This window comes from Armatimonas rosea (assembly GCF_014202505.1).
Lineage (GTDB): Bacteria > Armatimonadota > Armatimonadia > Armatimonadales > Armatimonadaceae > Armatimonas > Armatimonas rosea.
In genome coordinates this window covers 321,647-345,383 of the sequence record NZ_JACHGW010000002.1, presented here as the reverse complement: position 1 = coordinate 345,383, position 23,737 = coordinate 321,647, and the positions used below count along the sequence as shown (strand labels likewise).

Here is a 23,737-nt window from a genome sequence, read left to right as displayed (position 1 = left end):
TATGAAACCGCAAAACTCCGCTCCTTTTACGATCGGCAAGCCGGGCAAGTCCGCCAATGGCAAGCTCAATATCGGCTTTATCGGCGCTGGCGGGTGGATCGCCCAGCAGCCCTACAAGCTCGGCTGCTCCGAGGAAAACCTGGTCGCCTTCTGCGATGTGGACCACAACCAGTGCGCCGAGAACATGAAGGCCTGGCGGACCAACCAGCCCTTCTTCGAGGACTTCCGGGTGATGCTGGACAAGATGCACAAGGAGCTCGATGCGGTCGTGGTCTCGACTCCCGATCACACGCACTTTGCCGCCACGCAGCTGGCGATGGAGCGTGGGATTCATGTCTACACGCAGAAGCCGCTCACCCACAATATCTGGCAGTGCCGGACGCTGGCTAAGTCCAAAGAGCGCTACAAGGTTGTGACGCAGATGGGCAACCAGGGGCACGCCGACGATGGCATTCGCAACTCGGTGGAGGCGGTGCGGGCGGGGGTGATCGGGAGTGTCTCGCAGGTGGTCTGCTGCAACAGTGGGCCGGAGCTGGGCGGGCAGCACTTTGGCAACCCCGCGACCATGCCACCGCCGCCGTCGGCGATCCCCGACGGCCTCTCCTGGGACCTCTGGCTGGGCCCGGCGGCGAAACGGGAGTTCTACCGCGACTACCTGCCGCTCAAGTGGCGCGCCTTCTACGACTTTGGCAGCGGCATGCTCGGCGACTTCGGCTGCCACACGCTCGATACCCCCGTCTGGGCGCTCGACCTCGATCCCCCGACGGTCGTGGAGTGCCTCCAGCGCGAGAAATCCCTGGAGGGCGTGATCCCCAAGGCCAGCCACATCCGCTTCCACTTCCCCGCCAAGGGAGCACGCGGGCCGGTAATTCTAGACTGGTTCGATGGCCCCCAGGACTGGACCAAGGCCGTGCAGGTCAACACCTTCGGGGTGGAGCGCGATGCGCTGCTGGGCCGCGCTTGCTGGCTGTTTGGCTCCAAGGGCTTGCTCGGCTGTGGGACCCACGCGGGGCAGCCGGTCTTCTTTCCCGACGAGGTCAAGCAGAAGTGGAAAGCAAGCCCGCCCCCCAAGACCATCCCCCGCGTCCAAGGTGGCTCGTTCCGCGAGTGGCTCCGGGCGATCAAGGGCGAGGGGCCCGAGCCCGGCTCCAACTTCAAGGTCTCGGCCAACCTCACCGAGATCATCCTGCTGGGAGTCCTCGCCCAGCGCTTCAACACCCGGATCGAGTGGGACGCCAAGGCCGGGCGCATCACCAACCGCCCGGAGCTCAATGCCTTTGTGAAAGAGCCTGCCCGCGAGGGCTGGCGCTTCGGTGAAACGCTATGATAAAACGACAAACCAAGCCCGTGCAGGTATTTATCCTCGCGGGACAGTCCAATATGGAGGGCCAGGGCTTTATCGCGGCCGACCCCAAGCGCAACGGTGGCAAGGGCTCCCTGGAGTTTCTGGCGAAAGACCCCGCCACGGTCAAGCACTTCGCGCCGCTGCAAGAGCGCACAGGGCAGTGGAAGAAGCGCGACGATGTCTGGATCTCGTATCTGGAGCGCAAGGGGCCGCTCACCGTGGGCTACGGCGCGACTCCCGAGAAGATCGGCCCGGAGCTGGGCTTTGGGTGGGTGCTGGGCGAGGCGCTCGATGAACCCGTGCTGCTCATTAAGTGCGCCTGGGGCGGCAAGAGCCTCGCCGTGGACTTTCGTCCGCCCAGCGCCGGCAAGCTCCCCTACTCCCTGGGCGAGAAGGGCGATGCGGAGCTGGCGAAGAACCCCGAGAGCCTCGGCAAGTACTACCGGGAGACGGTCGCGCTCACCAAGGCGGCTCTGGCGCGGCTCAAGGAGCTTGTCCCCGGCAGCGATGGGCGCTATGTCTTGGCGGGCTTTGGCTGGCACCAGGGCTGGAACGACCGCATCAGCAATACCTTCAACGCCGAGTACGAGAGCAACATGGTCACTTTCATTAAAGACATGCGAAGAGACCTCAATGCCCCGAACCTCCCGTTTGTGATCGCCGAGACCGGGATGAACGGCCCCACCGAGACTCACCCGCGCGCCCTCTCGCTGATGAAGGCCCAGGCCGCCGCCGCCGCCCGCCCGGAGCTCAAGGGCACGGTCGCCTTTGTGAGCACCCGAAACTTCTGGCGACCGCAGGAGCTCTCTCCCACGGGCCAGGGCTACCACTGGAACACCAACGCCGAGACCTACTATCTCATCGGGGAGGCCATGGGCGAGGCGATGAAGAAGCTCCTCGCTGTCAAATCGCCATGAAGACCGCCCTCCTGCTGGCAAGCCTGCTGCCCTTTGTCCAAGGCACCCCGACCAAGGTCATGCCCTCCCCCGCCAGTAAGACTTTTGTCTACATGGTCGATCAAACTAGCACGACACAACCCCAGACATGGACCCACCGGGTCGCGGAGGCGGGCGACTACCAGCTCGGGATGGCATGGGTGGAGACACTCTCGGGTGAGGAGGTTGAGGTGACGATCCGGGTCGGCAAGAGAGCGCTCCGGACGGTGAAAGTGCGCCCTGGCCTGGCACCGACGCGGCTGGAGACACGGCTCGAAGGGCTCGCCGCCGGTGACGAGATCCGTGTTACTGCGACCCCGAAAAATGCCCGCTACCGCCTCGGCTTCCAGCTCGCACTCTGTACCCCGACCTTCCCCGGTGCCAAGGTCTTCCAGGTGCGCGACTTCGGGGCCGTGGGCGATGGTGTCACCGATGACTTCGCCGCGATCCAAAGAGCGGTCGCCGCTACGCGCCAGGCCGATAGCGCGATCCTGCGCTTCGATGGCTCCAAGACCTACCGCGCGGTCGGCCTGCGCGACTTCACCGAGGAGGCCCTCTTCGCGCTCAAGGGAGCAAAGAACCTCAAGATCGAGGGCGGCGGGGCTCGGGTCGTGCTCCATCCCCCGGATAGCTTCGCGCAGCTCGACGACGCGGAGAATGTCCAGCTCGATGGCTTTCAGATCGACTACGATCCCAAGCCCTACTACCAGGGGACGATCCGCAAGGTCGATGTGGAGGCGATGACGATCGACCTGGAGGTGCCGGAGCGCTACCCGGTGCCAGAGGTCGGGAAAAACGAGTTTCGGGCCGCGTTCTTCGGGCGCTCCTTCTTCCCGGACTCTCCTGGAGCGCGAACCGGGCGGGGCGACAACCTCTATATCGAAGAGGTCACCCGCCTCGACAGCGAGCGCCGGGTGCGCCTCCATATCCGCCCGAGCGCCCTGAACAGCGCCACCCCCGATGCGGTCATGAAGCCACGCATGCGCCGCGCCGCCGAGCAAGGGGCGACTGAGTTCGTGGTGCCACACGTGAAGTACGCCCACCGAGGCAGGGTGAACCTCATCACCCGCAGCGCCCGCGTGCTCTTCAGCAACCTTCGGTACGAGAGCTCGCCGCACTTCTGGTCGCTGATCACCCACAATACCGGCCCCATCACCCTGCGCAACATGGACCTGAAGATGGCCCACCCCGAGACCGAGCTCTTTGTCTCCTGGCGCGATGGCCTGCACATCAAAAATAGCCGCTGGGGAGTGCTGATTGAGGACAGCGACTGGGACGGCGCGGCCACCTACGACGATAGCTTTGCGATCTACTCGCGGGCGCAGAAGCTGGTGGAGGTGGCGGGCACGACACTCACGCTCACCCCGACCTTTGAGAGTAAGGAGCCGTTTCTCTGGCGCAAGGGTGACTGGGCCAGTGTCTGGTCCCCCAACCAGCAGAACCTGCGCGGGATGGCGCGCGTGGTTGCGGTGGATGCCACGAGCACCGGCCAGACCTTTCGCGTCACTCTTGAGTCGCTGCCCACTGCCGCCGCTGCGGGCGATATCGTGCTCCACGAGGAGAGCCTCAACCGTGGCTCGGTGATCCGCCGCTGTAGCACCTCCGACATTGGCACGGATAGCTCCAGCACCCGCTTCCGCTGCGCCGATGTGACCTTTGAGAACAACCACTTCGAAGACTTCCGCTTCTGGTTCCACGCGGGCTCCAACGGCCCCCGCCCCCGCAATATCGTCCTCAAGAACAACTGGATCAGCAACCAGGAGACGGGTGAGCTTCTCTTCCAGCAAGGTCTGGACTGCCTCCTCCAAGACAACCAGCTTGTCGATGTCACTTTAAAGTTCACGGATGGCTCCAGCAACATGCGCGAAGAGAACAATCGCTCGATAAAAAAGAAAAAGACATGAAGTATCTTCCTTGCACTCTCGTTGCCTCTCTGCTGACTTTCCAGGCAGTGTTGCCCGCAAGCGCACAGCAAAAGCCAACCGCCAAGCCCAATGTGCTCTTTATTGTCGCGGATGACTTTCGGGACGAAGGCGGGGTCTTCACGCACGCGAGAGTCAAGCTACCGAACCTGGCGCGCTTGGCGGCTCATGGCGTGCGTTTTGAGCGAGCCTATGTGCAGTACCCGGTCTGCAACCCCAGCCGCAGCTCGCTGCTCACCGGGCTGCGCCCCGAGCAGACGAAGATCGTCAACAACACGACACGCCTGCGCTCTCAGCTCCCCGCGGTGCTGACCCTGCCGCAGTACTTTAAGGAGAACGGCTGGCACGCCGAAGCTTTTGGGAAGCTCTACCACCTGAGCGGCGCCAGCGAGGCGGAGAAGGCCCTCTGGATGGACCTACCCCAGTCCTGGCACGCAGCCACCGCGTTCTCTCCGACCAAGCTGGGTCAGAAAAACGAGGGCCGCAACCTCACGGGGGGTACACTTCCCTGGTGCCAGTGGGGAATGGCGGAGGGCGGTGACGACGACCAGCCCGATGGTCAGACGGCCGCGGCAGTGGTGAAGCTTATCGAGCAGCAGGGGAGCAACCCTTGGTTTATCGGCTGTGGGTTCCTCAAGCCACACGATCCGTTTATCGCACCCAAGAAGTACTTCGAGCTCTATCCCCCGGAGGCGCTCACGCTCTGGAAAGACCCGGTGGACATGACCGCTGCGCCGCCGCTGGCGCTTGCCGGGGGCTACCAGCAGGCCTTCGACAAGTTCACCGACAAAGAGCGCCTGGAGTTTCTACGTGCCTACTGCGCCACGGCCAGCTACATGGACGCCCAGCTCGGGCGGGTACTCGATGCACTCGATAGAGGCAAGCTCTGGGACAAGACCGTGGTGGTCTTTATCGGGGATCACGGCTACCACACCGGCGAGCGTCAGTGGTGGAACAAGAACACCCTCTTTGAGCGAAGCTGCCGCGCTCCCCTGATTATCGCCGCCCCCGGAATCAAAGGGGGAAAGACCAGCCGCTCTCTGGTGGAGTTTGTCGATCTCTTCCCCACCGTCGCGGAGTCGTGTGGGCTAAGTGTGCCGACGGGCCTTGCGGGCAAGAGCCTGCGCCCCGTGCTGCGCGATCCCAAGCGCCCCTTCAAAGACGCCGCCTTTACGCTGGTGACTCGGGGACAGAGTCGCTACGGCCAGAGTGTCCGCACCGAGCGCTGGCGCTTCACGCAGTGGAGCGATGGGACGAACGAGCTCTACGATCACAACAGCGACCCGGAAGAGAATCACAATGTCGCCACACAGCACCCGAAGGTGGTTGCCGAGCTCTCGGCGAAACTAAAGGCGCTTCCGCCCTACCCGTGAAGCGCAAAGAAAGCCAAAGCCCTTGAGCTCAATGACCGACTCACCGAAATCCACGATTCCTCAATGGAAGTGGCATGTCGTCGCGATGATGCTTTTTGCGACCATGATCAACTACATGGACCGCCAGACCCTGGGGTCTATCTCGACCTATATCAAGGCGGAGTTTCAGCTCGGGGAGGAGGGCTACGGCAAGCTGGAGGCGGCGTTTGGCTACTCCTACGCGGTCTTTCTGCTCCTGGCCGGCTTCCTCGCCGACCGGGTGAACCTACGCTGGCTCTACCCTATCGCGCTACTGGTCTGGTCTGCGGCGGGCTTTGCGACCGGCTTTGTGGAGACCCTCTTCCAGCTCCAGGTCTGCCGGATTGTTCTGGGCGGCGGCGAGGCCTTCAACTGGCCGGTTGCCGTGGGGATTATCGGACGGATCATTCCGCGCGAGTCTCGGGCACTGGCCAACAGTATCTTCAATAGCGGCATGACAGTCGGGGCGGTAGTCACCCCGCTTCTGGTGCTTGCGCTGGTCAAAGACAATGGCGAGGGCTGGCGCAGGATGTTTATGATTGTCGGCGCGATCGGGCTGGTCTGGGTGGTCGCGTGGCTACTTGTCACCCGCGGCGAGCGGGCCCGCGAGATCGCACACACTCCGGCTAAGGCTACCGAGGCAGTCACGGTGCCGTTTGTCTCGCTCTTTACCCAGCGCAGGTTCTGGATCGTGCTGGCGCTAGGAGTGGCGGTGAACATGAGCTGGCATTTTTATCGCGTCTGGCTCCCACGCCACCTGGTAATCGACCTCAAGTTCACCGACAAGCAGCTCCAGTATCTCCTGATCGCGTTCTACCTGACGGCCGATGTGGGGAGCATTGGGATCGGTTTTCTCACACGCAAGCTGGTCTCCCCCACGTGCTCGATCGAGCGTGCCCGCCAGAAAATTCTGCTCTTTGCATCGGGGCTGTGCCTGCTCGCAACCCCACTTATTTTCCTCCCCGGCCGCGAGATCATGGTGCCGCTCTACTGCCTGGTCGGGGCCGGGCTCATGGGGGTCTTTGCGATCCTCTATGCCCTGATGCAAGATGTCTCGCCACAGCACACCGCGAAGTGCCTCGGAGCCGTCGGTGCTTCGTCGTGGCTCATCAACTCCCTGCTCCACCCGCTCGTGGGCCGCTACGCCGACACGCACACCAATGCGATGGGCAAGTTCGCCCCGATGATCCTCGTGGCGGGTGTCCTGCCGCTCCTCGCAGCGCTCTTTGCGCTCACTTGGCCCGAGCAGAAAGAAGAAAATCACTCATGAGTAAGATCGCCCTTGTCACGGGAGCAGGGAGCGGCGTGGGCCGCGCCGTCACCCTAGCGCTCCTCCACGCCGGGTACTCCGTCGCGCTGGCCGGCCGCCGCGCCGATGCGCTGGAGCAGACCGTCGCTCTGGCGGGCGAGGCGGGCGAGCGGGCGCTGGCGGTCCCCACCGATGTGCGCGACCCCGAGGCGATTCGGGCGCTCTTTGCCCAGACCAAGGCGGCGTTTGGGCGGCTCGATGTGCTCTTCAACAACGCCGGGATCGTCCGCAATGGCCCCATCGACACGCTGAGCCTCGACGACTGGCAGGCCGTGGTGGAGACAAACCTCACCGCGACCTTTCTGTGCACGCAAGAGGCGTTCAAGCTGATGAAGAGCCAGGACCCGATGGGCGGGCGCATCATCAACAACGGCTCGGTCTCGGCACAGGTGCCCCGCCCCTACTCGGCATCGTACACCGCCACCAAGCACGCGATCTCCGGGCTGACCAAGTCCACGGCGCTGGATGGCCGCGCCTACAATATCGCCTGCGGCCAGATCGATATCGGCAACGCCCTCACCGACAACACGCAGAAGATGCAGCAGGGAGTCCCACAGGCCGACGGCACCCTGGCGGTCGAGCCGGTGATGGATGTGGAGCATGTCGCGCAGTCCGTGCTCCACATGGCCAGCCTCCCGCTGGACGCAAATGTCCTGTTTATGACCGTCATGGCCACCAAGATGCCCCTCGTGGGCCGAGGTTAATCGTATGAAAACGCTTCTTTCTCTCGCCAGTGCCGCGCTCCTGCTCGCCGCCCCCTCCTTTCTCTCCCCCCACTCGGTGGGGGCCAGGGGGCAGGTGGGGGCCACACAAAAACCCAATATCGTCCTGATCTTTATCGACGACATGGGCTACGGGGATATCGGGCCGTTTGGCTCGACCAAGAACCGCACGCCGAACTTGGATAAGATGGCACGCGAGGGCATGAAGCTAACCTCGTTCTATGCCGCACCGGTCTGCTCGGTCTCGCGGGCGCAGGTGCTCACGGGCTGCTACGGGGCGCGGGTCTCGATTCCCGGCGTGTTCTTTCCCGGCGAGAAAAACGGGCTCAACAAAGACGAGCACACGGTGGCGGAGCTACTCAAAGACCAGGGCTACGCGACTATGTGTATCGGCAAGTGGCACCTCGGGGACCAGCCGGAGTTCCTGCCCACGCGCCATGGCTTCGACCACTACTTTGGCTTTCCCTACTCCAACGACATGCTCAAGAAGGCCAAGGGCGGCACACAACCCGTCGTGCCACTCCTGCGCGACGATAAAGTGATCGAGCTACTCACGGGCGAGGAGCAGAGCCGCCTCACGGAGCGCTACACCGACGAGGCCATTAAGTTCATCACGGACAATCAAAAAAAGCCGTTCTTTCTCTACTTGCCCCACACCGCGATCCATACGCCGATCCATCCGGGCGCACAGTTCCGCGGCAAGTCCGCCAACGGCCGTGTCGGGGACTGGGTGGAGGAGGTGGACTGGAGTGTCGGGCGGGTGCGGGAGACCCTGGCGAAGCTCGGGCTGGATAAGAACACGCTTGTTATCTTTACGTCGGACAATGGCCCCTGGCTGACCCAGGGCAAGGACAGCGGCGAGGCCGGCCCGCTACGCGGCGGCAAGGGCAGCACCTGGGAGGGCGGGGTCCGCGAGCCGACCCTCGTCGCGTGGCCTGGAAAGATCGCCCCCGGCAGCACCAGCGATGCCGTGGCAGGGACAATCGACTTTCTCCCGACCTTTGTCCAGCTCGCCGGGGGCACTGTCCCCACCGATCGCAAGATCGACGGCAAGGATATCGCGCCGCTCCTGCTGGGGAAGACAAAACAGTCGCCGCACGAGGCCCGCTACTACTTCAATGGCTACCAGCTTCAAGCCGTCCGCTCCGGCCCCTGGAAGCTCGCCATCGCGCCCCAGAGCGAGGGAATGGGCAAGGCGGGCGCAACCGTCGCTGCCTCGCTGGAGTCTCCCCGCCTCTACAACCTCGACACCGAGATCGGGGAGCGCACCGATGTGGCCGCCGCGCACCCGGAGATTGTCACTCGCCTGAAAGCCCTTGCGGTGGCAATGCGCGCCGAGCTGGGTGAGACCGTCCCCGGCCCCGGCCGCCGCCCCGCAGGCGAGGTCAAGAACCCCGTCACCCTCTACCCGTTTGAAGAAAGCGCCCAAGCCACGTCCACAAAGCCCGCCACGCTGGACTCCCTCAAGGTAGGTGACACGCTCAGCGGTGCACAAGCTCCGCAGGTTGTCAATCGCCCGCTGACGATCTCCTGCACGCTGGAGGGCAAGCCCACGAGTGGCGTCTTGGTTGCCCACGGGGGGACGAGTACGGGCTACGCGCTCTACCTCAAGGACGGCCACGCGGTCTTTGCGGTCCATCCGTCGGGCGGAGAGCTCGTGCGCCTCACCTCACCCCGCCCCCTCGCAGAGAACGCCGTGCTCGAAGCCAGAATCGCCGCCGACGGTGCGCTGAGCCTGAAGGTGAATGGGGAGGTCGTCGCTACCCACAAGCTCAGCGGGCCGCTCAGCCGCCAGCCGCAGGAGCCGTTCTGCGTGGGGTTCGATAGCGCCAACCCGGTCGATTCGGCGTATGCCAGCCTGCCACGCTTTGCCGGGACGCTCCGTGCGCTGAAGGTCAGTACCAAAGAATGAGTACTATTAACTCTCAGCGCCAGGCGCTCCAGGCAGCGCTCTTCCCCGGTGGTATCCCACGCCTCTGGTGCCCCACCCTGACGCACTTTCAGGCCGCGCACATGCCCGATCCTACCCGCATCCAGGCGCACCTGACCGCGCTCGCGCCGCAGGTGAAGGGCATCCTGGTCCCCGGCTCCACCGGCGAGGGCTGGGAGATGGGTGACGATGATATTCACCGGCTCCTAGGCATTGTCTTGGACGCCGCCGCCGTGGCAGGCATTCGCGTGCTGATCGGCGTGCTCAAGACCTCCGTGGAGGAGCTGCTCGCCTGCTTAGAATCTTTGGAGCCGCTGCGGACGCATCCCGCTGTGGCTGGGGTGACGATCTGCCCGCCTAAGGGCAGCGAGCTCTCGCAGGAGGCGCTTCGTGCGGGCCTGGCGCAGGTGCTCGCCCGTGGCTGGCCGACCGCGCTCTACCAGCTCCCACAAGTGACACAGAACGAGCTCGCGCCGGAGACAGTCGCGGCGCTCACGGCGGAGTTTGCCAATGTCATCCTCTTCAAGGACACCAGCGGCGCAGACCGTGTGGCCCAGAGTGGCCTGGACTTTGGTGGGGTATTCCTGGTGCGCGGCGCGGAAAAAGGCGGCTACGTCCCCTGGCCCCGCACGGGCGGCGGCCCCTACGACGGCTTTCTTCTAAGCACCGCCAATGTCTTCGCCCCCGAGCTCGCCGAGCTCCTGCGCCTGCTCGATAGCGGTGAGCAAGCCGCCGCCGAGGCGCTCTCCCAGACACTAGAGACCGTGGTTAGCGCCGCCTTTGCGCTGGTCGCGGAGTTTCCCCATGGCAATGCCTTCGCCAACGCCAACAAAGTCCTCGACCACTGCCGCGCCTACGGGGATGACGCGCTAAAAGTTGAGCCGCCCCTGCTCTACGGCGGTGCGCGCCTGCCGCAGAGCTTTATTGTCGAGGGGATCGCGCTCCTGAAGGCGCACGGGCTCCTCCCCACCCAGGGCTATCTTAGAGGCTGAGCGCACGGTTAATCTGGCGGAAGGTCTGCTGGGAGTGGGCGAGGTAGTCAAACGCGCTCTCGGGGCCGCGCAGGCCGTGGAGCACCAGCGCCCAGACCGCCTGAAAAAGCAGGAGGAGGGTTTTCTGCTCGTCCAAGAGCGTCAGGTCGCCCGGCTCGGTGTAGCCGTAGGCGTGCAAGAGTGCTTGCTGGTGCGCGGGGGTGTAGCTGCTCCCGCCAATCGTGATCTTGGCCAAGTCCACCAGCCCATCGCCGCGTCCCGCAAACTCCCAGTCGATCAGCCAGAGCTGCTTGCCATCGTCGAGGAAGTTGTGCAGCCAGAAGTCGCCGTGACAGAGCCCGACGCTCGCGCGGGGGTCGGTGGCGCGCTGCTGGCGGAGCGTGGCCATCCAGGCGAGGAGCGCGGGGAGGTTGTCGGGGAGGGCCTGGCCGAGCTGGGTCGCGCTGGCGATCAGCCGCTCGATCCGCTCGTAGACCGAGCAGTGCGCCGCGACCTCGCGGATGTCGTGGAGGCGGCGCAGGGTCTGGGCGAGGCGGACGATATTCTCCGGGCGCGCGGCCTCGGCGGGGGTCCAGTGCCCGCCGGCGAGAAACGGCAAGACGAGCAGGCCATCGGGCGCAGCAAAGAGTACTTCGGGGGCGAGACCCTGCGCCCCCGCCGCCCGCAGCGCCGCGAGCTCTTCGTCGCGCTGCACCCCCAGAAACGGCGCCGCCGTCCCCGGAACCCGCAGAAAGTACGCGGTGCCGTCGGCCCACACCTTGTAGTTGGTGTTGTTGTGGCTCACCCCATCGGCCAGCGGCATCAGCTCCAGCGCACGCGCCTCGGCAAAGAGCGGCACCCGCTCCCGGAGGCGCTCCGGGGTCACTTGCGCGGCCCAGGCTTGGTGGGAACGGTGATACTGAGCCCCTGCGACGAGAGCGTGTAGGAGCCCGCACTGCCTTGGCCCTGGAACGAGCCCTGCGTTCCCACCCGTAGCGTAAACGCGAGCAGTGCCTGGTCCAGAGCAGCGAGGTTGAACTCTCTCTCGTCACCCTCGTAGAGGACGATATCCACCCACTTCCGCGTGTCGTCACCGCCAATCACGAGCTTGCCCTCGAACTCGCCAAACTGGGCCATCGCCGTGATAAAGCGTAGCTGAAAGGTAGGGAGCGTGAGGGTGGCAGCATTTTTCCCTATCGTCTGAGCGATCGTCACTGCCTTCGCGGCGGGTCCTCCTAGCTCTAGGCGCAGGCGCAGGTCCTTGGCCTTGATCGTGGCGTTCTTAACTTTATCCAGCGAGATATGGGTGTCGCCGCCGTTGGTGATAAACGTCACCGCGCCAACCACGAGCCCCTCGCGCTGCTTCGTTGTCAAGATCGCCGACGAGAAATCATAGCCGTTCTTTAAAAAGCGCAGGTGGGCGTAGCCGGGTGTCTTGGCGTCCCCGAAGTACAGCAAGAGGGCGCGGCGCTGGTTCCAGAGATCTTCCTGGTTGACCGTCCCGAGCGCGTAGTCGGGGTGCAGGTAGGTGGTCCCGACCCGGTTCACCCGCTTGATAAAGGTCTCGGTGACCGTCCGCGGCTGGCTGAGCGGGCCAAAGAGCGGCTCCAGGGCACGCGGACAGACCAGCGGGACATGTGGCTCCTCACGGTCGAAGTACTCCACCCCGAAGCTCACCCGGTTCTGCGTGCCGCGCTGGATGACACTGAGTGCTTGGTTGCTCAAGAGCGAGGCGTAGGCGCGGCTGTGCGGCCCGGCCCACTGTCGGGTCGGGGCGTGGAAGTGGCCCGCGAACTCTTCCCAGGCTTTGTAGACGAGCGGCTGCACCAGGGCAAGCGCACGGGGATCTTTTATATGGCCTGCCACCCGGGAGAGCTCGGATAGCGCCACGATCGTGTAGGTGGGGCTGTTGTACTCCTCAAAGGCCCCGTTGTCCTGGGTGTACTTGGCAAAGCGTCCCAGCCGCGCCAGGCCATCGCTCAGGAGCTCGGGGCGCTGGAGCAGCTCTCCGGTCATGAGGGTGACATAGGCATCCATGACAGCGATATTGGTGTAGCTAGGGGAGACGTTGCGCTTGACAATGGAGCGGCAGGCGTTGAGGATCGCCGCCTCGACCGCGCGTCGCAGCTCCGGGCTGAGCTTCTCCCGGTGTACCCGCACGACCTGCAGGAGCGAGACACCGCAGAAGTCGGCCCAGTTGTAGTCCGGCGGGCTCATCTGCGAGAGCGGCTCTTCCAGAAACCACGACCAGATCCCGAAGGTCTTGCTGGCCGGGTTGGTATCCTGAAGCCCGACCACGCGCTCCAGGATCGCCTTTCCGCGCTCGATCCACTCGGGCTTCTCCGTGTCCAGTAGCGCCAGGGCGTACTCCAGGGACTGCTTGTTGGGGTGGACCATCCCGCCCTTGAGCGTGGTGTGGTAGCCCGGCGAGGAAAACGGTACCTTGAGCATGCGCTCGGTCGGGTCGTACTGTTTGTGAAGCCCGGCAATCGCCCGCTCTATCCGTGAGAGTTGCTGTGTGTAGTTCATCGTCGCTCCGTTCCTTACGATAGTGGCTCGGGGCGGATTTTACCCGAAGCGCACCGGGTAGCTAGTGTGAAAAGCTCCTCACGGGCGTGAGTGGGTAGAGCATCCCCCGCCTCGACAAGTCCAGCGAACAGGACTGCTAGGACACTACTCGTAGTGCCGACAAGACAAGCAGCTCTTTTTCGCTCAGCGCGCGATTAAAAACCGCCACTCCCCCAATCCAGCCGGTGAAGCCGACGCTACAGCAGATCCGACTTCAGATCGACTTCCACGGAGGCGGTTGCGGTTCCCTTCAGAGTGGTGCTGCCACTCGGTGCCGTCGCGGTGATTCCGATACTCTGTTTGAGCGGCGGCTCAACGACACAGTCGTACTGAACCGTGATGGTCTTCGTAGCCCCCTGAGCCAGAGTAAAGCTGGACGTACTGACCGTGAAGTTGGTGCTTGGTGCCAGTGTGTATTTGACACTCCCTTTGTTGTTATTTGTAATGGTAAATGTCCCCATCGTCTGTGGGCAGGCAGCATCGACGAAGAGAGCATCAATCCTCGTTTTATCCAAGCTAATCGCAACCGCGCTAGGACCGGCAGTTACCGACACCGCAATATCCGTGGATGTAAAACGCAGGTTGCTGTTAACAACAGTACTGATTTCGACTTTGATAATTTGTTTAGTTGCGGGCAATGGGTCTTTGCAATTAAAAAACACTTTTACCTTGCGGATGTCGTTGGCTGGTACTATAATAGAATCGCTTTCAGTCGTGAAGTTGTCGCTTTTATATATAGTGTAAGTGGATGAACCAGGATTGTTGTTTGTGATCGTGAACTCTCCTATCTCTTTTAATCCTGAGCATACCCCTTCATCAATGACAGCAGTAATGCTACTCTTGTCTATAGTTAGGTTAGCCTCACTAGGGATTTTGCCGGGGCCGCATCCCATTATAAGTACTGATACCGCTACGAGCAGTATTCTTCGAAACATTTTCATACTTTTCAATCTTTCCTATACACTGTTTACTCCCCTTCGACGACGGTGTCTGTCCGAGTCGTGCGGCCGTTAAGCGGAGTATCCCCGATGTAGAGTAGTTTAAGTTCAGCAACAGTTTACCCCAATTAGGATGGCCCCAACCATGCTTGACCAAGACACTATCTAAGAAGACGCTCGGAGCGCCGATAGGGTCAGCAACTCTCGCTCTGAGAGGGCACGGTTGAAGACCGCGACGCCCCCGATCCAGCCGGTGAAGCCAACACCGCGGGAGCTGTGGATGACGCGCCCGATCGTGAACGGTCCGCCGCTGGTGGCGTCTTTGGGCGTGTAGATGCCGTGCGGGTACCACCAGGGATTGAGCCGCAGCGCCGCCAGCTCGCGCGTCTGCCGCGTGACTTTGACACGGGTGTAGCCGAACTCGTGTAGCTCAGCGGAGCCTTCGAGCGGGGTGACACGGCGCGGCTTCTTCTCGGGCGGCGTGTAGTACTGATCGGGGGGAAAGCTGGGGTCGGTGCCGGGCGCGTGGCCCTGCTTCCAGGCATTGGCGGCAAACGAGAGCAGGGTGTCTTTTTGCGGATTCTCCAGCCAGCGCTCGCCGGAGACCCCGTTGAGCCAGCCGGTCAGCTCGTGTTTTTTGTGGTCGAAGGTCATGGCAAAGCACTGCCACGAGCGGTCGAGCACGTCGGCGGGTGAGTCGGCGGGCACCGTGGGCGAGACGGCGGCGGAGTTGCACTTGTGCAGCGCGTAGCGGCACAGAAACGAGCTCCCCCCGTTCTCCGAGACATGCCCACACGCCGAGCCCTCTTTGTTGAGCCCGGCAAAGAGCGCGTACTGCCGCTGCCCCTTCTCCACTCTCTGAATCCCCGTGGTGGTGTCCTGCTTAAGATCGGTGCCCTCATGCCAGATCCCGGCGAGCGCGTGGTTGCCGCTCTCCCGGATCGCCCAGACCACGACCGTGACGGACTTTCCCGCGCCCTTGATATCCAGCGGTGTGTCGTGGAGCCGCGCGCGGGGCACAAAGAGAAACGGGCGGAAGCTCGGGTCGTCTTCTTTGCGAATCCGCACGGCCTCACCAAACGGCCCACGCCCCAAGAGCGGGAAGTCCGCGTAGGTAGCGTCGCGCCCCTCGCCCCAGTAGTCCTTGATATAGTTGCCCGCATCGAGGGCGTAGGGGTGGACATGGGAGACAAAGCGCTGGGTCCCGCCCTGTTCGCGCTTGACAAAGTCCCAGAAGGCCACACAGCCTTTGAGGTGGGTAACAGTCGCAACACGATCCATGTCTAGTGCTTCTCTGCAGCCCAGCGGGCACCACGCAGGAGGGTCTCTTGGAAGGCCGCATTCTCAACCGCCGCCAGCGACGAGCCTTTCCAGACATGCCCGAGCGCCGTGTGAAACACCCGTCCCGCGCCGTAGTGGGTGGTCATGAGCATGGGCTCAAGCTCACCCGTGCCGCCGCTCTCGGGCGACGAGTACGCGCTGGCGAGCACCTCCACCGGCGTCCCGTGCATCGGAACGAGCCTATGGTAGAGCTCATCCTCCGTCACAAAGTCCGTCAGGCCTGCCGTGATCGGGTGCTCCGCGTTTTGGATCGTGACGGTGAACGCATGGAACTTTCCATGCCCCGTGCCCTCGCGCCACATCAAGCCAACCAGCTTTTCGTACTCCACCCAGCCCGGAAACGCATTGTCGGCGGCGTGCAAGACCACAACGCCCTTGCCGCTCTTGACGGCCTGTAAAAAGTTTGCCTGCGCCGCCTCGCTCCAGAGCGGGCCGTTGTAGTCGAGAAAGAGCAGGTCAAAGCGCGCCAAATCGGCCTCCAGCGCCGTGGATGCGTCTTCGGCGTAGGTGACCGCAAAGTCGCCTGAGGCCGAGAGAACATCGCGCAGAAACGGACCGGTCCGCTCCCAGTCATGGTTGTTAGCACCGGTCAGATAGAGGGTGGAAATTTGCTTGCTCATGCCTTACGTTCTACCTGATTTGGGACGAGTCGCGCCTCTTACACCGATTAGGGACGAGCGCAACCCTGCGTGCTCGTCCCCGTGACCGTGTTGACTAGGAGCCTTTCTGCTCGACTGCGAGGTTGTTCTTGAATGCCGTGTCGAGGAGGGTTACCATGCGCTCATTGGCTTCCTTGGCTGCCACGCGCATCTTCTGGCCCAGCTCGCGCATCTCGTTGCCTGGCCCGCGCATCTTATCTCCGTGCTCTCTCATTTTCTTTCCTAGTTGTCTCATCTCCTCAGCGGGAGCTTTCATCTCTTGCTGGCGCGCTTGCATCTTCTCGAGGATGCTCTGTCGCTCTGTCTCAGACGCGCCCTCTAGCTGCTTGCCCAGCGCCTCCAGCTCCTGTCCTTTTCCCTCCATTTGCTTGCCAAAGGCTTCCATCTGCTTGCCCAGCGCTTCCATGGGCTTGCTGCTTAGCTCCATCTCTTTCCCCTTGGCCTCCATTTGCTTGCCCAGCTCCTCCATCGGCGCATCGTTGTCTTGGAGCTTGCGCAGGGTCTCAGGGTCGGTGATGAGGTAGCGCTTGCCGTCACGATCTACTACGAGGCAGTCTCCGGGTTGCGCCTTTGCCAGCTCGCGCTGGGCGCTAGCGACCCTCCTCTCTTGGGTATGTGTCGAGTACGAGCTGCCCATCCGTAGCGTGTACTGGTAGCGCCCCGCTTGGACAACAGGGACGACAGGTGCCGTGGATGTGGCAGGCTCCGCGGGGACCGCCGGTGCGGGAGGAGGGGTCTGGGCCGCCGTGGGAGCCGGGGCGAGGAGTGCGGGAGCGGAGACTAGGGCGAGAGAGGCTGTCGCTAGGGCAGCGGATAGCTTGGGCTTCTGCCCAATGGGACGAGTCAGCGGTTTCTGTTCCATGAAGCGTGTAAACATTGTGTCAGTTCCTTTCGTGAAAACCAGGTTGGGGAGAGTCACGGCTGGCAGGCCAGCCGAGACGATAGCAGGGGGAGCGAGAGGCTTTGCGACCGGCACTTCGTGGCGCGCGGCAGCGGGCCGTGCGCTCCCTCGGATGGGATGGAGGCTCAGGGCTCCCAGAGTGACGAGAAGAACAAGGCTAGCCCCGCCGCGCGGCAGCCCCCCACTTCGGCGGAGCCCCTCAAGGCGGCGGCGGAGAAGCAGGCTATCGGGGGATGCGACGCCGAGAGTCACTATGCCCGCGGTCGGGGTGAGCGGCGGCGAGGGCAGGCTCAGCTTGAGCAAGAGGCGCCCGTAGTCCGCCGGTGCCATGCCACTAACTCGCAGTGCCTCGGCATCGCAGGCGGCCTCTCGTGCTAGATCGTACTCACGGCAGGCGAGCCAGACAAACGGGTCGAAGAAGAACACCAGCCGCGCCAGATTGGGAAGCATGCCCGCCAGAAGATCCCTGCGGCGAATATGGGCCAGCTCGTGGGCAAGAACCGCTCCCAGCTCGCTCTGCGTGAGACGCAGCAGATCCGCTTGGCACAGCACCACCTTGGGCCGCCACAGCCCCATCACGAGCGAGCTATTGGCCCGCTCCGAGACTAAGAGCGGCGGCGACGCCGCAAGCCCGAGGGCGCGTGCGATCTCCCGAAGCGGTGTTACCGCATCGCAGGGACGGGCCTGAGCCGCCAGCCGCCGCACTGCCCGCCGCTCTAGACCAACAAGGGCAAGTAGGGCCAACACGCCGGTCAACCAGAGGGCGAATAATATACTCGACAGTGAGGGGCGAGGAAGAGGCACGCTGGGAGCCTGGCGTATCGAACTGCTCGGCGATATCGATGTAAAGGGGGGAAGCGCTTTCACCGAAACTGCCTGTACGGCAACCGGCGTTAAGACAGCTGTCGCGGCGCTTGGCACAGGGGCGGCAGGGAGCACAGCCAGCTTCAGCGGGCCTGTGGTGACGAGGCTAAGAAGTGCCTTGAGACAGACAAGCCACCAGAGTAGCGCGCGGGTTGCGGCAGGCAGGCAGGGAGAGAGCCGACAGAGGCACCAGACCATCCCCACGGCGAGTGCTCCCTGCCAGCAGGCACGAAACATCCCCTCGGCCCAGGGCATGACCAGCTCATTGAGGCTTGTCAGATTCATCCTGGGCTCCTGCCGCTTCCAAAGTGTCCACTAAAGAGCGTAGCTGGGCTACCTCTTCGGCGGAGAGAGGTTTTCGACGCGCAAAGTAGGCCACAAAAGGCGAGAGCGATCCCGCGAGGGTGTTCTCGACAAAGCGCTCGACCAGCCCACTGAGCACCTCCTCCGAAGGAACCGCGGGGGAGTAGCGAAAGACCGTGCCCTCCGGCTCCGCGGTGCGTGTCAGGTAGCCTTTCTTAAAGAGCCGCTCGACACTGGTGTTGATGGTAGAGCGCGTGAATCCGCGTGGGACGGCGAAGCTCTCCGTGACCTGCCCAACCGTGACAGGGGCATGCTCGGTGATGTGCTGCAGGATCTCAAGCTCCAGGTTTCCCAGAGTGGGTTTTGGCATCGTAGTTCGTTCTCTTATCGTAATGACATCCGTGGTTAACCACATACGTGGTTACGAGAGTGTATCCCATAACCACAATCGTCGTCAAGAGAACTATCGCTGTCTGGGGTGGAAAAATTACAACCGAATGATTGTTGCAGGAGAACCTGCTCCTCCTGCGGAATTGACACTTTGTGAGGGTTCCAAAGGGAGGAACAAAAATGAGTGATTTATCACGCGATGGTGTGAGCCGACGCCAGTTTTTGCAAACCGTGGGGGGCATTGCCCTCGGAGGAGCGAGCGTGGGGCTCCTCCCCGCCGAGGCACAGACTACCAAAGCGCCCCAAGCCGAGACCCTGGTCAAGACACTCTTTGAGAGCCTGACCCCCAAGCAGCGCGAGACGCTCTGCATGCCCTGGGAGCATCCCAAGCGCAGTATGGTGGGAGCCAACTGGGCCATTGTCAAGCCGACTATCGCCGAGATCTTCACCGCCGATCAGCAAAAGATGGTCGAGGGAATCCTGCGCGGTGTCACCAGCGACGAGTGGTACCCGCGGGTTCTAGAGCAGATGAAGCACGACGGTGGCGGGCTGAACCAGTACCATGTCGCGCTCTTTGGGGACCCTAAAAGTGGCAAGTTTGAGTGGGTGCTCACCGGCCGCCATGTCACGCTACGCGCCGATGGGCACTCCAACGCCAACGCGGCCTTTGGCGGACCGATCTTCTACGGCCATGCCCCCAAGGACACCGAAGACCCCAGCCACCCAGGTAATGTCTACTGGCAGCAGGCACAGCAAGCCAACGCCGTGTTCCAAGCCCTAGACGGTAAGCAGCGCGCGGTGGCACTCCGAGACAGCGCGCCCAGCGAGGATCAGATCAAGCTTCAGGGCAAGACCGGAGAGTTTGCGGGAATCGCCATTGGGGAGCTCTCTAAGGATCAGAAGAAGCTCGTGCAGAAGACCATGCAGAGCCTACTCTCCCCCTACCGCCCCTCCGACGCCAACGACGCCATGAAGGCGATTGAGGCCAATGGTGGGCTGGACAAGATCCACCTCGCGTTCTACAAACAAGACGACCTGGGGAGCGACGGCATCTGGGACATCTGGCGGCTCGAAGGCCCGGCTCTGGTCTGGCACTTCCGCGGCGCGCCGCATGTCCACACCTGGGTCAATATCGCAAAAGATGCCAAACTTGCAGATGGACATACCTAGATGAAATCCCTTTACGCTGTTTCCCACTGGTTCCCCGCCGAGGAGTTCGCCACGCGCCGGGCCCGTGTCTTTGAGGCGATTGGTCCCACGGCCTGTGCGCTGCTCCAGGGCGGCGGCCCGGTGCGTGGCTTTGAGGTCTTTCGCCAGACCAATGAGTTTTTCTATCTCTGCGGGGTCGAGCTTCCCCAGGCGTATCTTCTGCTGGATGGCCGCGACCAGACCACGGCGCTCTTTGTCCCCGGCGGCAGTGCGGCGGAGACGCTGGGCCTAAACGCGGTCTACGGGCTGGAGGCGCTCGAGGAGAGACTGGCGGGAGTCACGATGCTCTACACGCCCTTTGCACCGCCCGAGGGCCGGGTGGAGTGCCGCGATGTCTTGCAGCTCTATGCCAAGACAGTCGCCAAGGACCCGTGGGACGGCGAGGTCTCCCGCGCCGCACGCTTTCAAGCACGCCTCCGCGCCGTGCTCCCCCGGGCGGAGCTGCGCGACCTGAGCCCAATCGTCGATGCGCTCCGGGTCATCAAGAGCCCCCACGAGATCGAGCTGATGCGCTACACCGGAAAGCTCACCGGGCTTGCCGTGAAAGCAGCGATTGAGGCGACCCGGCCGGGGATGCGCGAGTACCAGCTCGGGGCGATTGCGGATGGGCTCTACCGCGATGGCGGCGCGCGGCGGGAGGGGTACTGCCCGATTATCGCCTGCGGGGCCAATATCTGGGACGGCCACTACAACCAGAACGACTCGCTCCTCACCGACGGCGACTTGGTGCTGATGGACTACGCCCCCGATGTCTGCAACTACACCAACGATATCGGGCGCATGTGGCCGGTCAATGGCAGGTTTGAGGGATACCAGCGGGAGCTCTATGGCTTTATTGTCACCTACCACAAAGCCCTCTTAAAGCGCCTCCGCCCCGGCGCGCTCCCCCGCGAGATCCTCGCCGAGACCGCCGAGGAGATGCGCGGTGTCTGGGAGCGGACGACATTCTCCAAGCCGATCTACGCCGAGGCGGCCCGTAAGGCGCTGGAGTTCCGCGGGCACCTCTCGCATCCGGTCGGGATGGCGGTCCACGATGTCGGCTCGTACTTCGATGTCCCGATGCAGGTAGGGCTGGTGATCTCCATCGACCCCATGCTCTGGGTCCCCGAGGAGACCCTCTACATCCGAGTCGAGGACACGATTGTCATCACCGAGACCGGCTGCGAGGTGCTGACGGCCCATGTCCCCTTCGAGATCGCGGAGGTCGAGGCGCTGATGCAGGCGCAGGTGGCGCTAGCCTAGCCGGTTGGGAGTCCGGGGGAGCGGCGGCTGCGGGCAGACCACTTTCCGCTGGCGGGGTGTCAGGCGCTCCAAAAACTCCGGCGAGACTTGGTACGGGTGGCGGAAGTTCCCCCACGATGGCCCGTAGCGGTAGACCACGATCCGCCGCTCGCCCGGATTCACGCGCTTGGCCGAGCCATGGGCGATGGCATCCACAAAAAGAATCGCATCGCCGGCGTTGAGGTGTACCTCGATCGCGCCCTCCATGCCGTCGGCGGAGCGCACCTCGCCGCCCTTCATCTGGTGGGCATGCGTGTCCGGGTGGGTGAAGTTGGACTTATGGCTGGCAGGGATCACCATGGTCGCCCCATCGCCCGGCCCGATATCGCTCAGGGCCATGAGGATATTGATCTGCCCGCAGTGGAAGCGCCCGTTCTGATAGCGGAACTGGCAGCGTGTCACCCCGTCGACGCCCCCCGAGTGAATCCCAATCGCCTCGCCCGGCCCCCGCAGGTTGGCGAAGTTCTCGTCGATAAAGAGCGGCCCGTGGTGCCAGTCAAACGTCCCCTCCCCCCCGACAAAGTGCTTCACCTTGGCAAACCAGCCCGGGTGGTCGATCAGGCGCTCAAAGGGCTCGCCTGCCTCGTAGATCTGCTGGAGATTGATGCCTTCTGCGCCGCCGTAGCTATGGGCATGTACCCCACCGTACCACTCGCCCGGAGCCAGCGGCGGCTGGAGCTGCTTGATGTTGTCTAGGATCGCATTCAGCTCCGCAAGGTGCTCGGGGGTGAGGACATTGCGCAGAATAATAAAGCCATTGAGGTCGAAGAAGTACTCCTCGCGTGCCGTCACCGGCAGATCGTCTTGCAGCATTGACATAGCGCTAGTTTGCCTTAAAACCAAAGAAAAAGCGATGGGTGTTGGGGAGATTCACGCGGAGCTCTCCCTTGTCTAGATGCGCCGTGCCGTCGCCGCCGAGCCGCACAAACGCTCCCGCCGCGTCAGGAACAGGAAACGGCCAGGGAGAGCTCCACTGCGCCTCGGGGGAGGCTTCCCGGAAGGCGAGCAGGTAGGTGCCGCTTGCGCCGACCGAGACAAAGCCGGTCCAGGCGACTCCATCGGGGGCGCTTCCGATCGGATAGATCGTCCCCGAGAAGAGCGCCGCGCGGTGGGCCTTCCATGTCGCGATCAGCGGCGCGGCCTCCGCAAAGTAGCTCTCTGGAAGCTGCGAGCTCTCAAACCAGCCCAGTGGCGAGGAGAGCATCACGGTGGCAAAGAGAGAGTCGGGGCGGTAGTGGATCGGGGCAAGCGGATCGTTTTCGTACTTGTCTTGGTTGCGCGCGTGATTGAGCCACTCCAGCCGCAGGCGCACGGGGTCGAGGTGGTGCGCGAGCTTCCAGAGGTTTCTCAGTGTCTGGTGGGGCCAGTAGCGCCGCCAGTCGGTGTAGCGGTTCTCCACAAAGAGCGGCCCCACGCGCACCATCCCCAAGTAGCCCGGCCGCGCCTCCGCCGTCACATCCAGATCGAAGACCACGCGGCCCTCGGTCTCGGTGAGGACTTGGTCGAAGAACGCATGGAGGTTCGTCTCCCCAAGCTCAGAGCGTAGCTTGACACCGTCGATCTTGATGTAGTCGATGCCCAGCTCTTGGTGAAGCCGAACGACTGTCGCCGCATCGCGCTGCCAGTTGGCAAAGTCACCGGCGGAATCGGGGCCAAACCAGAGCCCGAAGCGCAGGCCGTGCTCTTTGGCGGCAGCGACCAGCGGCTCTAGGCCGTCGGGAAAGCGCTCCGGGCTGACACTCCAGAAACGGTCTGTCGCGGCGTAGAACCCCTCCCAGACCCCGCCCTGCTCCTTGGCCCGCACCGAGTTGCTGGTCGCTCCGACCTGCCAGCCATCGTCGATCTGGATCACGTCCACCCCGAGCCGTGCGCCCGCCTCGATCTCTTGGGTCAAAAACGCAGCGTTGATGCGCCCGTCGCGGTTCCGATCGCCCCAGGTATTGCTCACCAGGAGCCCGTCGCGGCTCGGCACAGAGGGACGCAGGCAGCGCTGGTAGCTCTGAAGCGCGGCGATCCGCCCGAGCTTTCCGCCGGTGTAGGCGAGCACCGTGGTGGCGTAGGTATCGGTTGCCAGAGTGATATGGCGCTCGCGGGCAGCGACCTGGAGGTCCCACGGGGCAGAGACGGGGCGCACCGTGGGAAGGGGCGCTTCCTTGAGGACGATCAGCCCATTGCCGGTAAGCACGTCCTCGATATAGAACAAGCACCCCGCCAGCTCCCACGCCCGCTCCGACGTGTGAAGCAGCCACTCGCTCTCAAAGACCAGCTCATTGTGGTGGTCGGTCTGGTCCACCAGGGTCACCTGTGTCAGCCGCAGGTGCAGCGGTGCCAGCGCCAGTGTCTCATTCAAGTTGCTTTGGGGAGAGCTCGTGGCAACCGGATCGGCCTCGATACCCGATACCATCTCCCCCTGCCCCCTCTTCCCTTGATCACTCGTTCCTCGTGAGGAAGAGGGGCTTTTTTGTTGGATTCGCACGCCACGCGCCTCTGGGAAGACCTGCAGGCGATAGACTTGCCCACCGACCCGCAGCTCCGCGCAGACCGAGGGGGCTTCGACCACGGAGGGAGGCGGACACGGCGTGAGAATAGCGTCAGTTGCCTCGTCCGTGGAGAGCGCGTGGGGGGCGAGCCACTCATAGCCGCTTTCGAGCAACACGAACGACTCTGGGTGAAGCGTCCCCGCGGCGGCGATGCGCCACGTCCGGCGGAAGTGAGCGTTCTCCGCACAGAGCTGATTTCCCTGGAGAGTGATCATAGG

The 23,737-nt window shown here is 63.4% G+C and carries 19 protein-coding genes; 10 read left to right on the top strand and 9 right to left on the bottom strand.

The genetic code is table 11. From position 1 onward, the window contains the following. Position 1: 1 nt before the first annotated feature. From HNQ39_RS09465 to HNQ39_RS09430, 8 genes are read left to right on the top strand one after another with little or no spacing between them, the layout of a single operon-like run. On the top strand, positions 2–1,327 hold the full coding sequence (locus HNQ39_RS09465) for a Gfo/Idh/MocA family protein (protein WP_184194451.1): 1,326 nt from the start codon (positions 2–4) through the stop codon (positions 1,325–1,327). Beyond that, a complete protein-coding gene (locus HNQ39_RS09460) occupies positions 1,324–2,262 on the top strand; it encodes a sialate O-acetylesterase (RefSeq protein ID WP_184194448.1) in 939 nt (312 codons plus the stop codon). Before HNQ39_RS09465 ends, HNQ39_RS09460 begins: the two co-directional genes overlap by 4 nt. Next, positions 2,259–4,184 (top strand): glycoside hydrolase family 55 protein, encoded by a 1,926-nt coding sequence (locus tag HNQ39_RS09455; RefSeq protein WP_221289935.1) that lies wholly within the window; start codon positions 2,259–2,261, stop codon positions 4,182–4,184. The genes HNQ39_RS09460 and HNQ39_RS09455 overlap by 4 nt, the downstream gene beginning before the upstream one ends. Continuing rightward, positions 4,181–5,575, top strand: a complete 1,395-nt coding sequence (locus HNQ39_RS09450; protein WP_184194445.1) for a sulfatase — start codon at positions 4,181–4,183, stop codon at positions 5,573–5,575. The genes HNQ39_RS09455 and HNQ39_RS09450 overlap by 4 nt, the downstream gene beginning before the upstream one ends. Before the next feature lie 31 nt (positions 5,576–5,606). Beyond that, positions 5,607–6,863: an MFS transporter gene (locus tag HNQ39_RS09445; RefSeq protein WP_246385500.1), complete on the top strand. Its 1,257-nt coding sequence runs from the start codon at positions 5,607–5,609 to the stop codon at positions 6,861–6,863. Continuing rightward, on the top strand, positions 6,860–7,606 hold the full coding sequence (locus HNQ39_RS09440; protein WP_184194438.1) for an SDR family oxidoreductase: 747 nt from the start codon (positions 6,860–6,862) through the stop codon (positions 7,604–7,606). Before HNQ39_RS09445 ends, HNQ39_RS09440 begins: the two co-directional genes overlap by 4 nt. 4 nt (positions 7,607–7,610) lie before the next feature. Beyond that, the gene (locus tag HNQ39_RS09435) at positions 7,611–9,536 is read left to right on the top strand and encodes a sulfatase-like hydrolase/transferase (RefSeq protein ID WP_184194435.1); all 1,926 of its coding nucleotides are present in this window, start codon (positions 7,611–7,613) and stop codon (positions 9,534–9,536) included. Continuing rightward, positions 9,533–10,546: a dihydrodipicolinate synthase family protein gene (locus HNQ39_RS09430; protein WP_184194431.1), complete on the top strand. Its 1,014-nt coding sequence runs from the start codon at positions 9,533–9,535 to the stop codon at positions 10,544–10,546. Before HNQ39_RS09435 ends, HNQ39_RS09430 begins: the two co-directional genes overlap by 4 nt. Here the strand turns inward: HNQ39_RS09430 and HNQ39_RS09425 are convergent. From HNQ39_RS09425 to HNQ39_RS09395, 7 genes are all read right to left on the bottom strand, one after another. Next, a complete protein-coding gene (locus tag HNQ39_RS09425) occupies positions 10,536–11,411 on the bottom strand; it encodes a phosphotransferase (protein WP_184194428.1) in 876 nt (291 codons plus the stop codon). The two genes, HNQ39_RS09430 and HNQ39_RS09425, sit on opposite strands and share 11 nt — an antisense overlap. Continuing rightward, entirely contained in the window at positions 11,408–13,054 is a 1,647-nt protein-coding gene (locus HNQ39_RS09420) for a hypothetical protein (protein ID WP_184194425.1), read from the bottom strand. The genes HNQ39_RS09425 and HNQ39_RS09420 overlap by 4 nt, the downstream gene beginning before the upstream one ends. Positions 13,055–13,290: 236 nt before the next feature. Further along, the gene (locus HNQ39_RS09415; protein WP_184194422.1) at positions 13,291–14,034 is read right to left on the bottom strand and encodes a hypothetical protein; all 744 of its coding nucleotides are present in this window, start codon (positions 14,032–14,034) and stop codon (positions 13,291–13,293) included. A 162-nt stretch (positions 14,035–14,196) separates the two neighbouring features. Beyond that, positions 14,197–15,312 (bottom strand): LamG domain-containing protein, encoded by a 1,116-nt coding sequence (locus tag HNQ39_RS09410; protein WP_221289934.1) that lies wholly within the window; start codon positions 15,310–15,312, stop codon positions 14,197–14,199. Between the two features lie 2 nt (positions 15,313–15,314). Then, the gene (locus HNQ39_RS09405; protein ID WP_184194419.1) at positions 15,315–15,992 is read right to left on the bottom strand and encodes a ThuA domain-containing protein; all 678 of its coding nucleotides are present in this window, start codon (positions 15,990–15,992) and stop codon (positions 15,315–15,317) included. Positions 15,993–16,086: 94 nt separating this feature from the next. Further along, positions 16,087–18,081 (bottom strand): M56 family metallopeptidase, encoded by a 1,995-nt coding sequence (locus HNQ39_RS09400; RefSeq protein WP_184194416.1) that lies wholly within the window; start codon positions 18,079–18,081, stop codon positions 16,087–16,089. Then, entirely contained in the window at positions 18,059–18,469 is a 411-nt protein-coding gene (locus tag HNQ39_RS09395) for a BlaI/MecI/CopY family transcriptional regulator (RefSeq protein WP_184194414.1), read from the bottom strand. Before HNQ39_RS09395 ends, HNQ39_RS09400 begins: the two co-directional genes overlap by 23 nt. Before the next feature lie 200 nt (positions 18,470–18,669). On the opposite strand from HNQ39_RS09395, the gene HNQ39_RS09390 reads away from it, so the two are divergent. After that, complete coding sequence (locus HNQ39_RS09390) at positions 18,670–19,659, top strand: DUF3500 domain-containing protein (protein WP_184194411.1); 990 nt, start codon at positions 18,670–18,672, stop codon at positions 19,657–19,659. Beyond that, on the top strand, positions 19,660–20,940 hold the full coding sequence (locus HNQ39_RS09385) for a M24 family metallopeptidase (protein WP_184194408.1): 1,281 nt from the start codon (positions 19,660–19,662) through the stop codon (positions 20,938–20,940). Here HNQ39_RS09385 and HNQ39_RS09380 read toward each other — a convergent pair. Together HNQ39_RS09380 and HNQ39_RS09375 are read right to left on the bottom strand one after the other, a co-directional pair. Continuing rightward, on the bottom strand, positions 20,932–21,798 hold the full coding sequence (locus HNQ39_RS09380) for a phytanoyl-CoA dioxygenase family protein (RefSeq protein ID WP_184194405.1): 867 nt from the start codon (positions 21,796–21,798) through the stop codon (positions 20,932–20,934). The two genes, HNQ39_RS09385 and HNQ39_RS09380, sit on opposite strands and share 9 nt — an antisense overlap. A gap of 4 nt (positions 21,799–21,802) precedes the next feature. After that, on the bottom strand, positions 21,803–23,734 hold the full coding sequence (locus HNQ39_RS09375; RefSeq protein WP_184194402.1) for an alpha-galactosidase: 1,932 nt from the start codon (positions 23,732–23,734) through the stop codon (positions 21,803–21,805). Positions 23,735–23,737: the final 3 nt, after the last annotated feature.

Bases quoted from the DNA above. Each gene is read 5' to 3' on its own strand.
- HNQ39_RS09395 (WP_184194414.1), bottom strand. From the start codon at position 18,469: ATGCCAAAACCCACTCTGGGAAACCTGGAGCTTGAGATCCTGCAGCAC.
- HNQ39_RS09410 (WP_221289934.1), bottom strand. From the start codon at position 15,312: ATGGATCGTGTTGCGACTGTTACCCACCTCAAAGGCTGTGTGGCCTTC.
- HNQ39_RS09450 (WP_184194445.1), top strand. From the start codon at position 4,181: ATGAAGTATCTTCCTTGCACTCTCGTTGCCTCTCTGCTGACTTTCCAG.
- HNQ39_RS09405 (WP_184194419.1), bottom strand. From the start codon at position 15,992: ATGAGCAAGCAAATTTCCACCCTCTATCTGACCGGTGCTAACAACCAT.
- HNQ39_RS09400 (WP_184194416.1), bottom strand. From the start codon at position 18,081: ATGAATCTGACAAGCCTCAATGAGCTGGTCATGCCCTGGGCCGAGGGG.
- HNQ39_RS09455 (WP_221289935.1), top strand. From the start codon at position 2,259: ATGAAGACCGCCCTCCTGCTGGCAAGCCTGCTGCCCTTTGTCCAAGGC.
- HNQ39_RS09385 (WP_184194408.1), top strand. From the start codon at position 19,660: ATGAAATCCCTTTACGCTGTTTCCCACTGGTTCCCCGCCGAGGAGTTC.
- HNQ39_RS09415 (WP_184194422.1), bottom strand. From the start codon at position 14,034: ATGAAAATGTTTCGAAGAATACTGCTCGTAGCGGTATCAGTACTTATA.
- HNQ39_RS09440 (WP_184194438.1), top strand. From the start codon at position 6,860: ATGAGTAAGATCGCCCTTGTCACGGGAGCAGGGAGCGGCGTGGGCCGC.
- HNQ39_RS09430 (WP_184194431.1), top strand. From the start codon at position 9,533: ATGAGTACTATTAACTCTCAGCGCCAGGCGCTCCAGGCAGCGCTCTTC.
- HNQ39_RS09465 (WP_184194451.1), top strand. From the start codon at position 2: ATGAAACCGCAAAACTCCGCTCCTTTTACGATCGGCAAGCCGGGCAAG.
- HNQ39_RS09420 (WP_184194425.1), bottom strand. From the start codon at position 13,054: ATGAACTACACACAGCAACTCTCACGGATAGAGCGGGCGATTGCCGGG.
- HNQ39_RS09445 (WP_246385500.1), top strand. From the start codon at position 5,607: ATGACCGACTCACCGAAATCCACGATTCCTCAATGGAAGTGGCATGTC.
- HNQ39_RS09380 (WP_184194405.1), bottom strand. From the start codon at position 21,798: ATGTCAATGCTGCAAGACGATCTGCCGGTGACGGCACGCGAGGAGTAC.
- HNQ39_RS09390 (WP_184194411.1), top strand. From the start codon at position 18,670: ATGAGTGATTTATCACGCGATGGTGTGAGCCGACGCCAGTTTTTGCAA.
- HNQ39_RS09460 (WP_184194448.1), top strand. From the start codon at position 1,324: ATGATAAAACGACAAACCAAGCCCGTGCAGGTATTTATCCTCGCGGGA.
- HNQ39_RS09375 (WP_184194402.1), bottom strand. From the start codon at position 23,734: ATGATCACTCTCCAGGGAAATCAGCTCTGTGCGGAGAACGCTCACTTC.
- HNQ39_RS09435 (WP_184194435.1), top strand. From the start codon at position 7,611: ATGAAAACGCTTCTTTCTCTCGCCAGTGCCGCGCTCCTGCTCGCCGCC.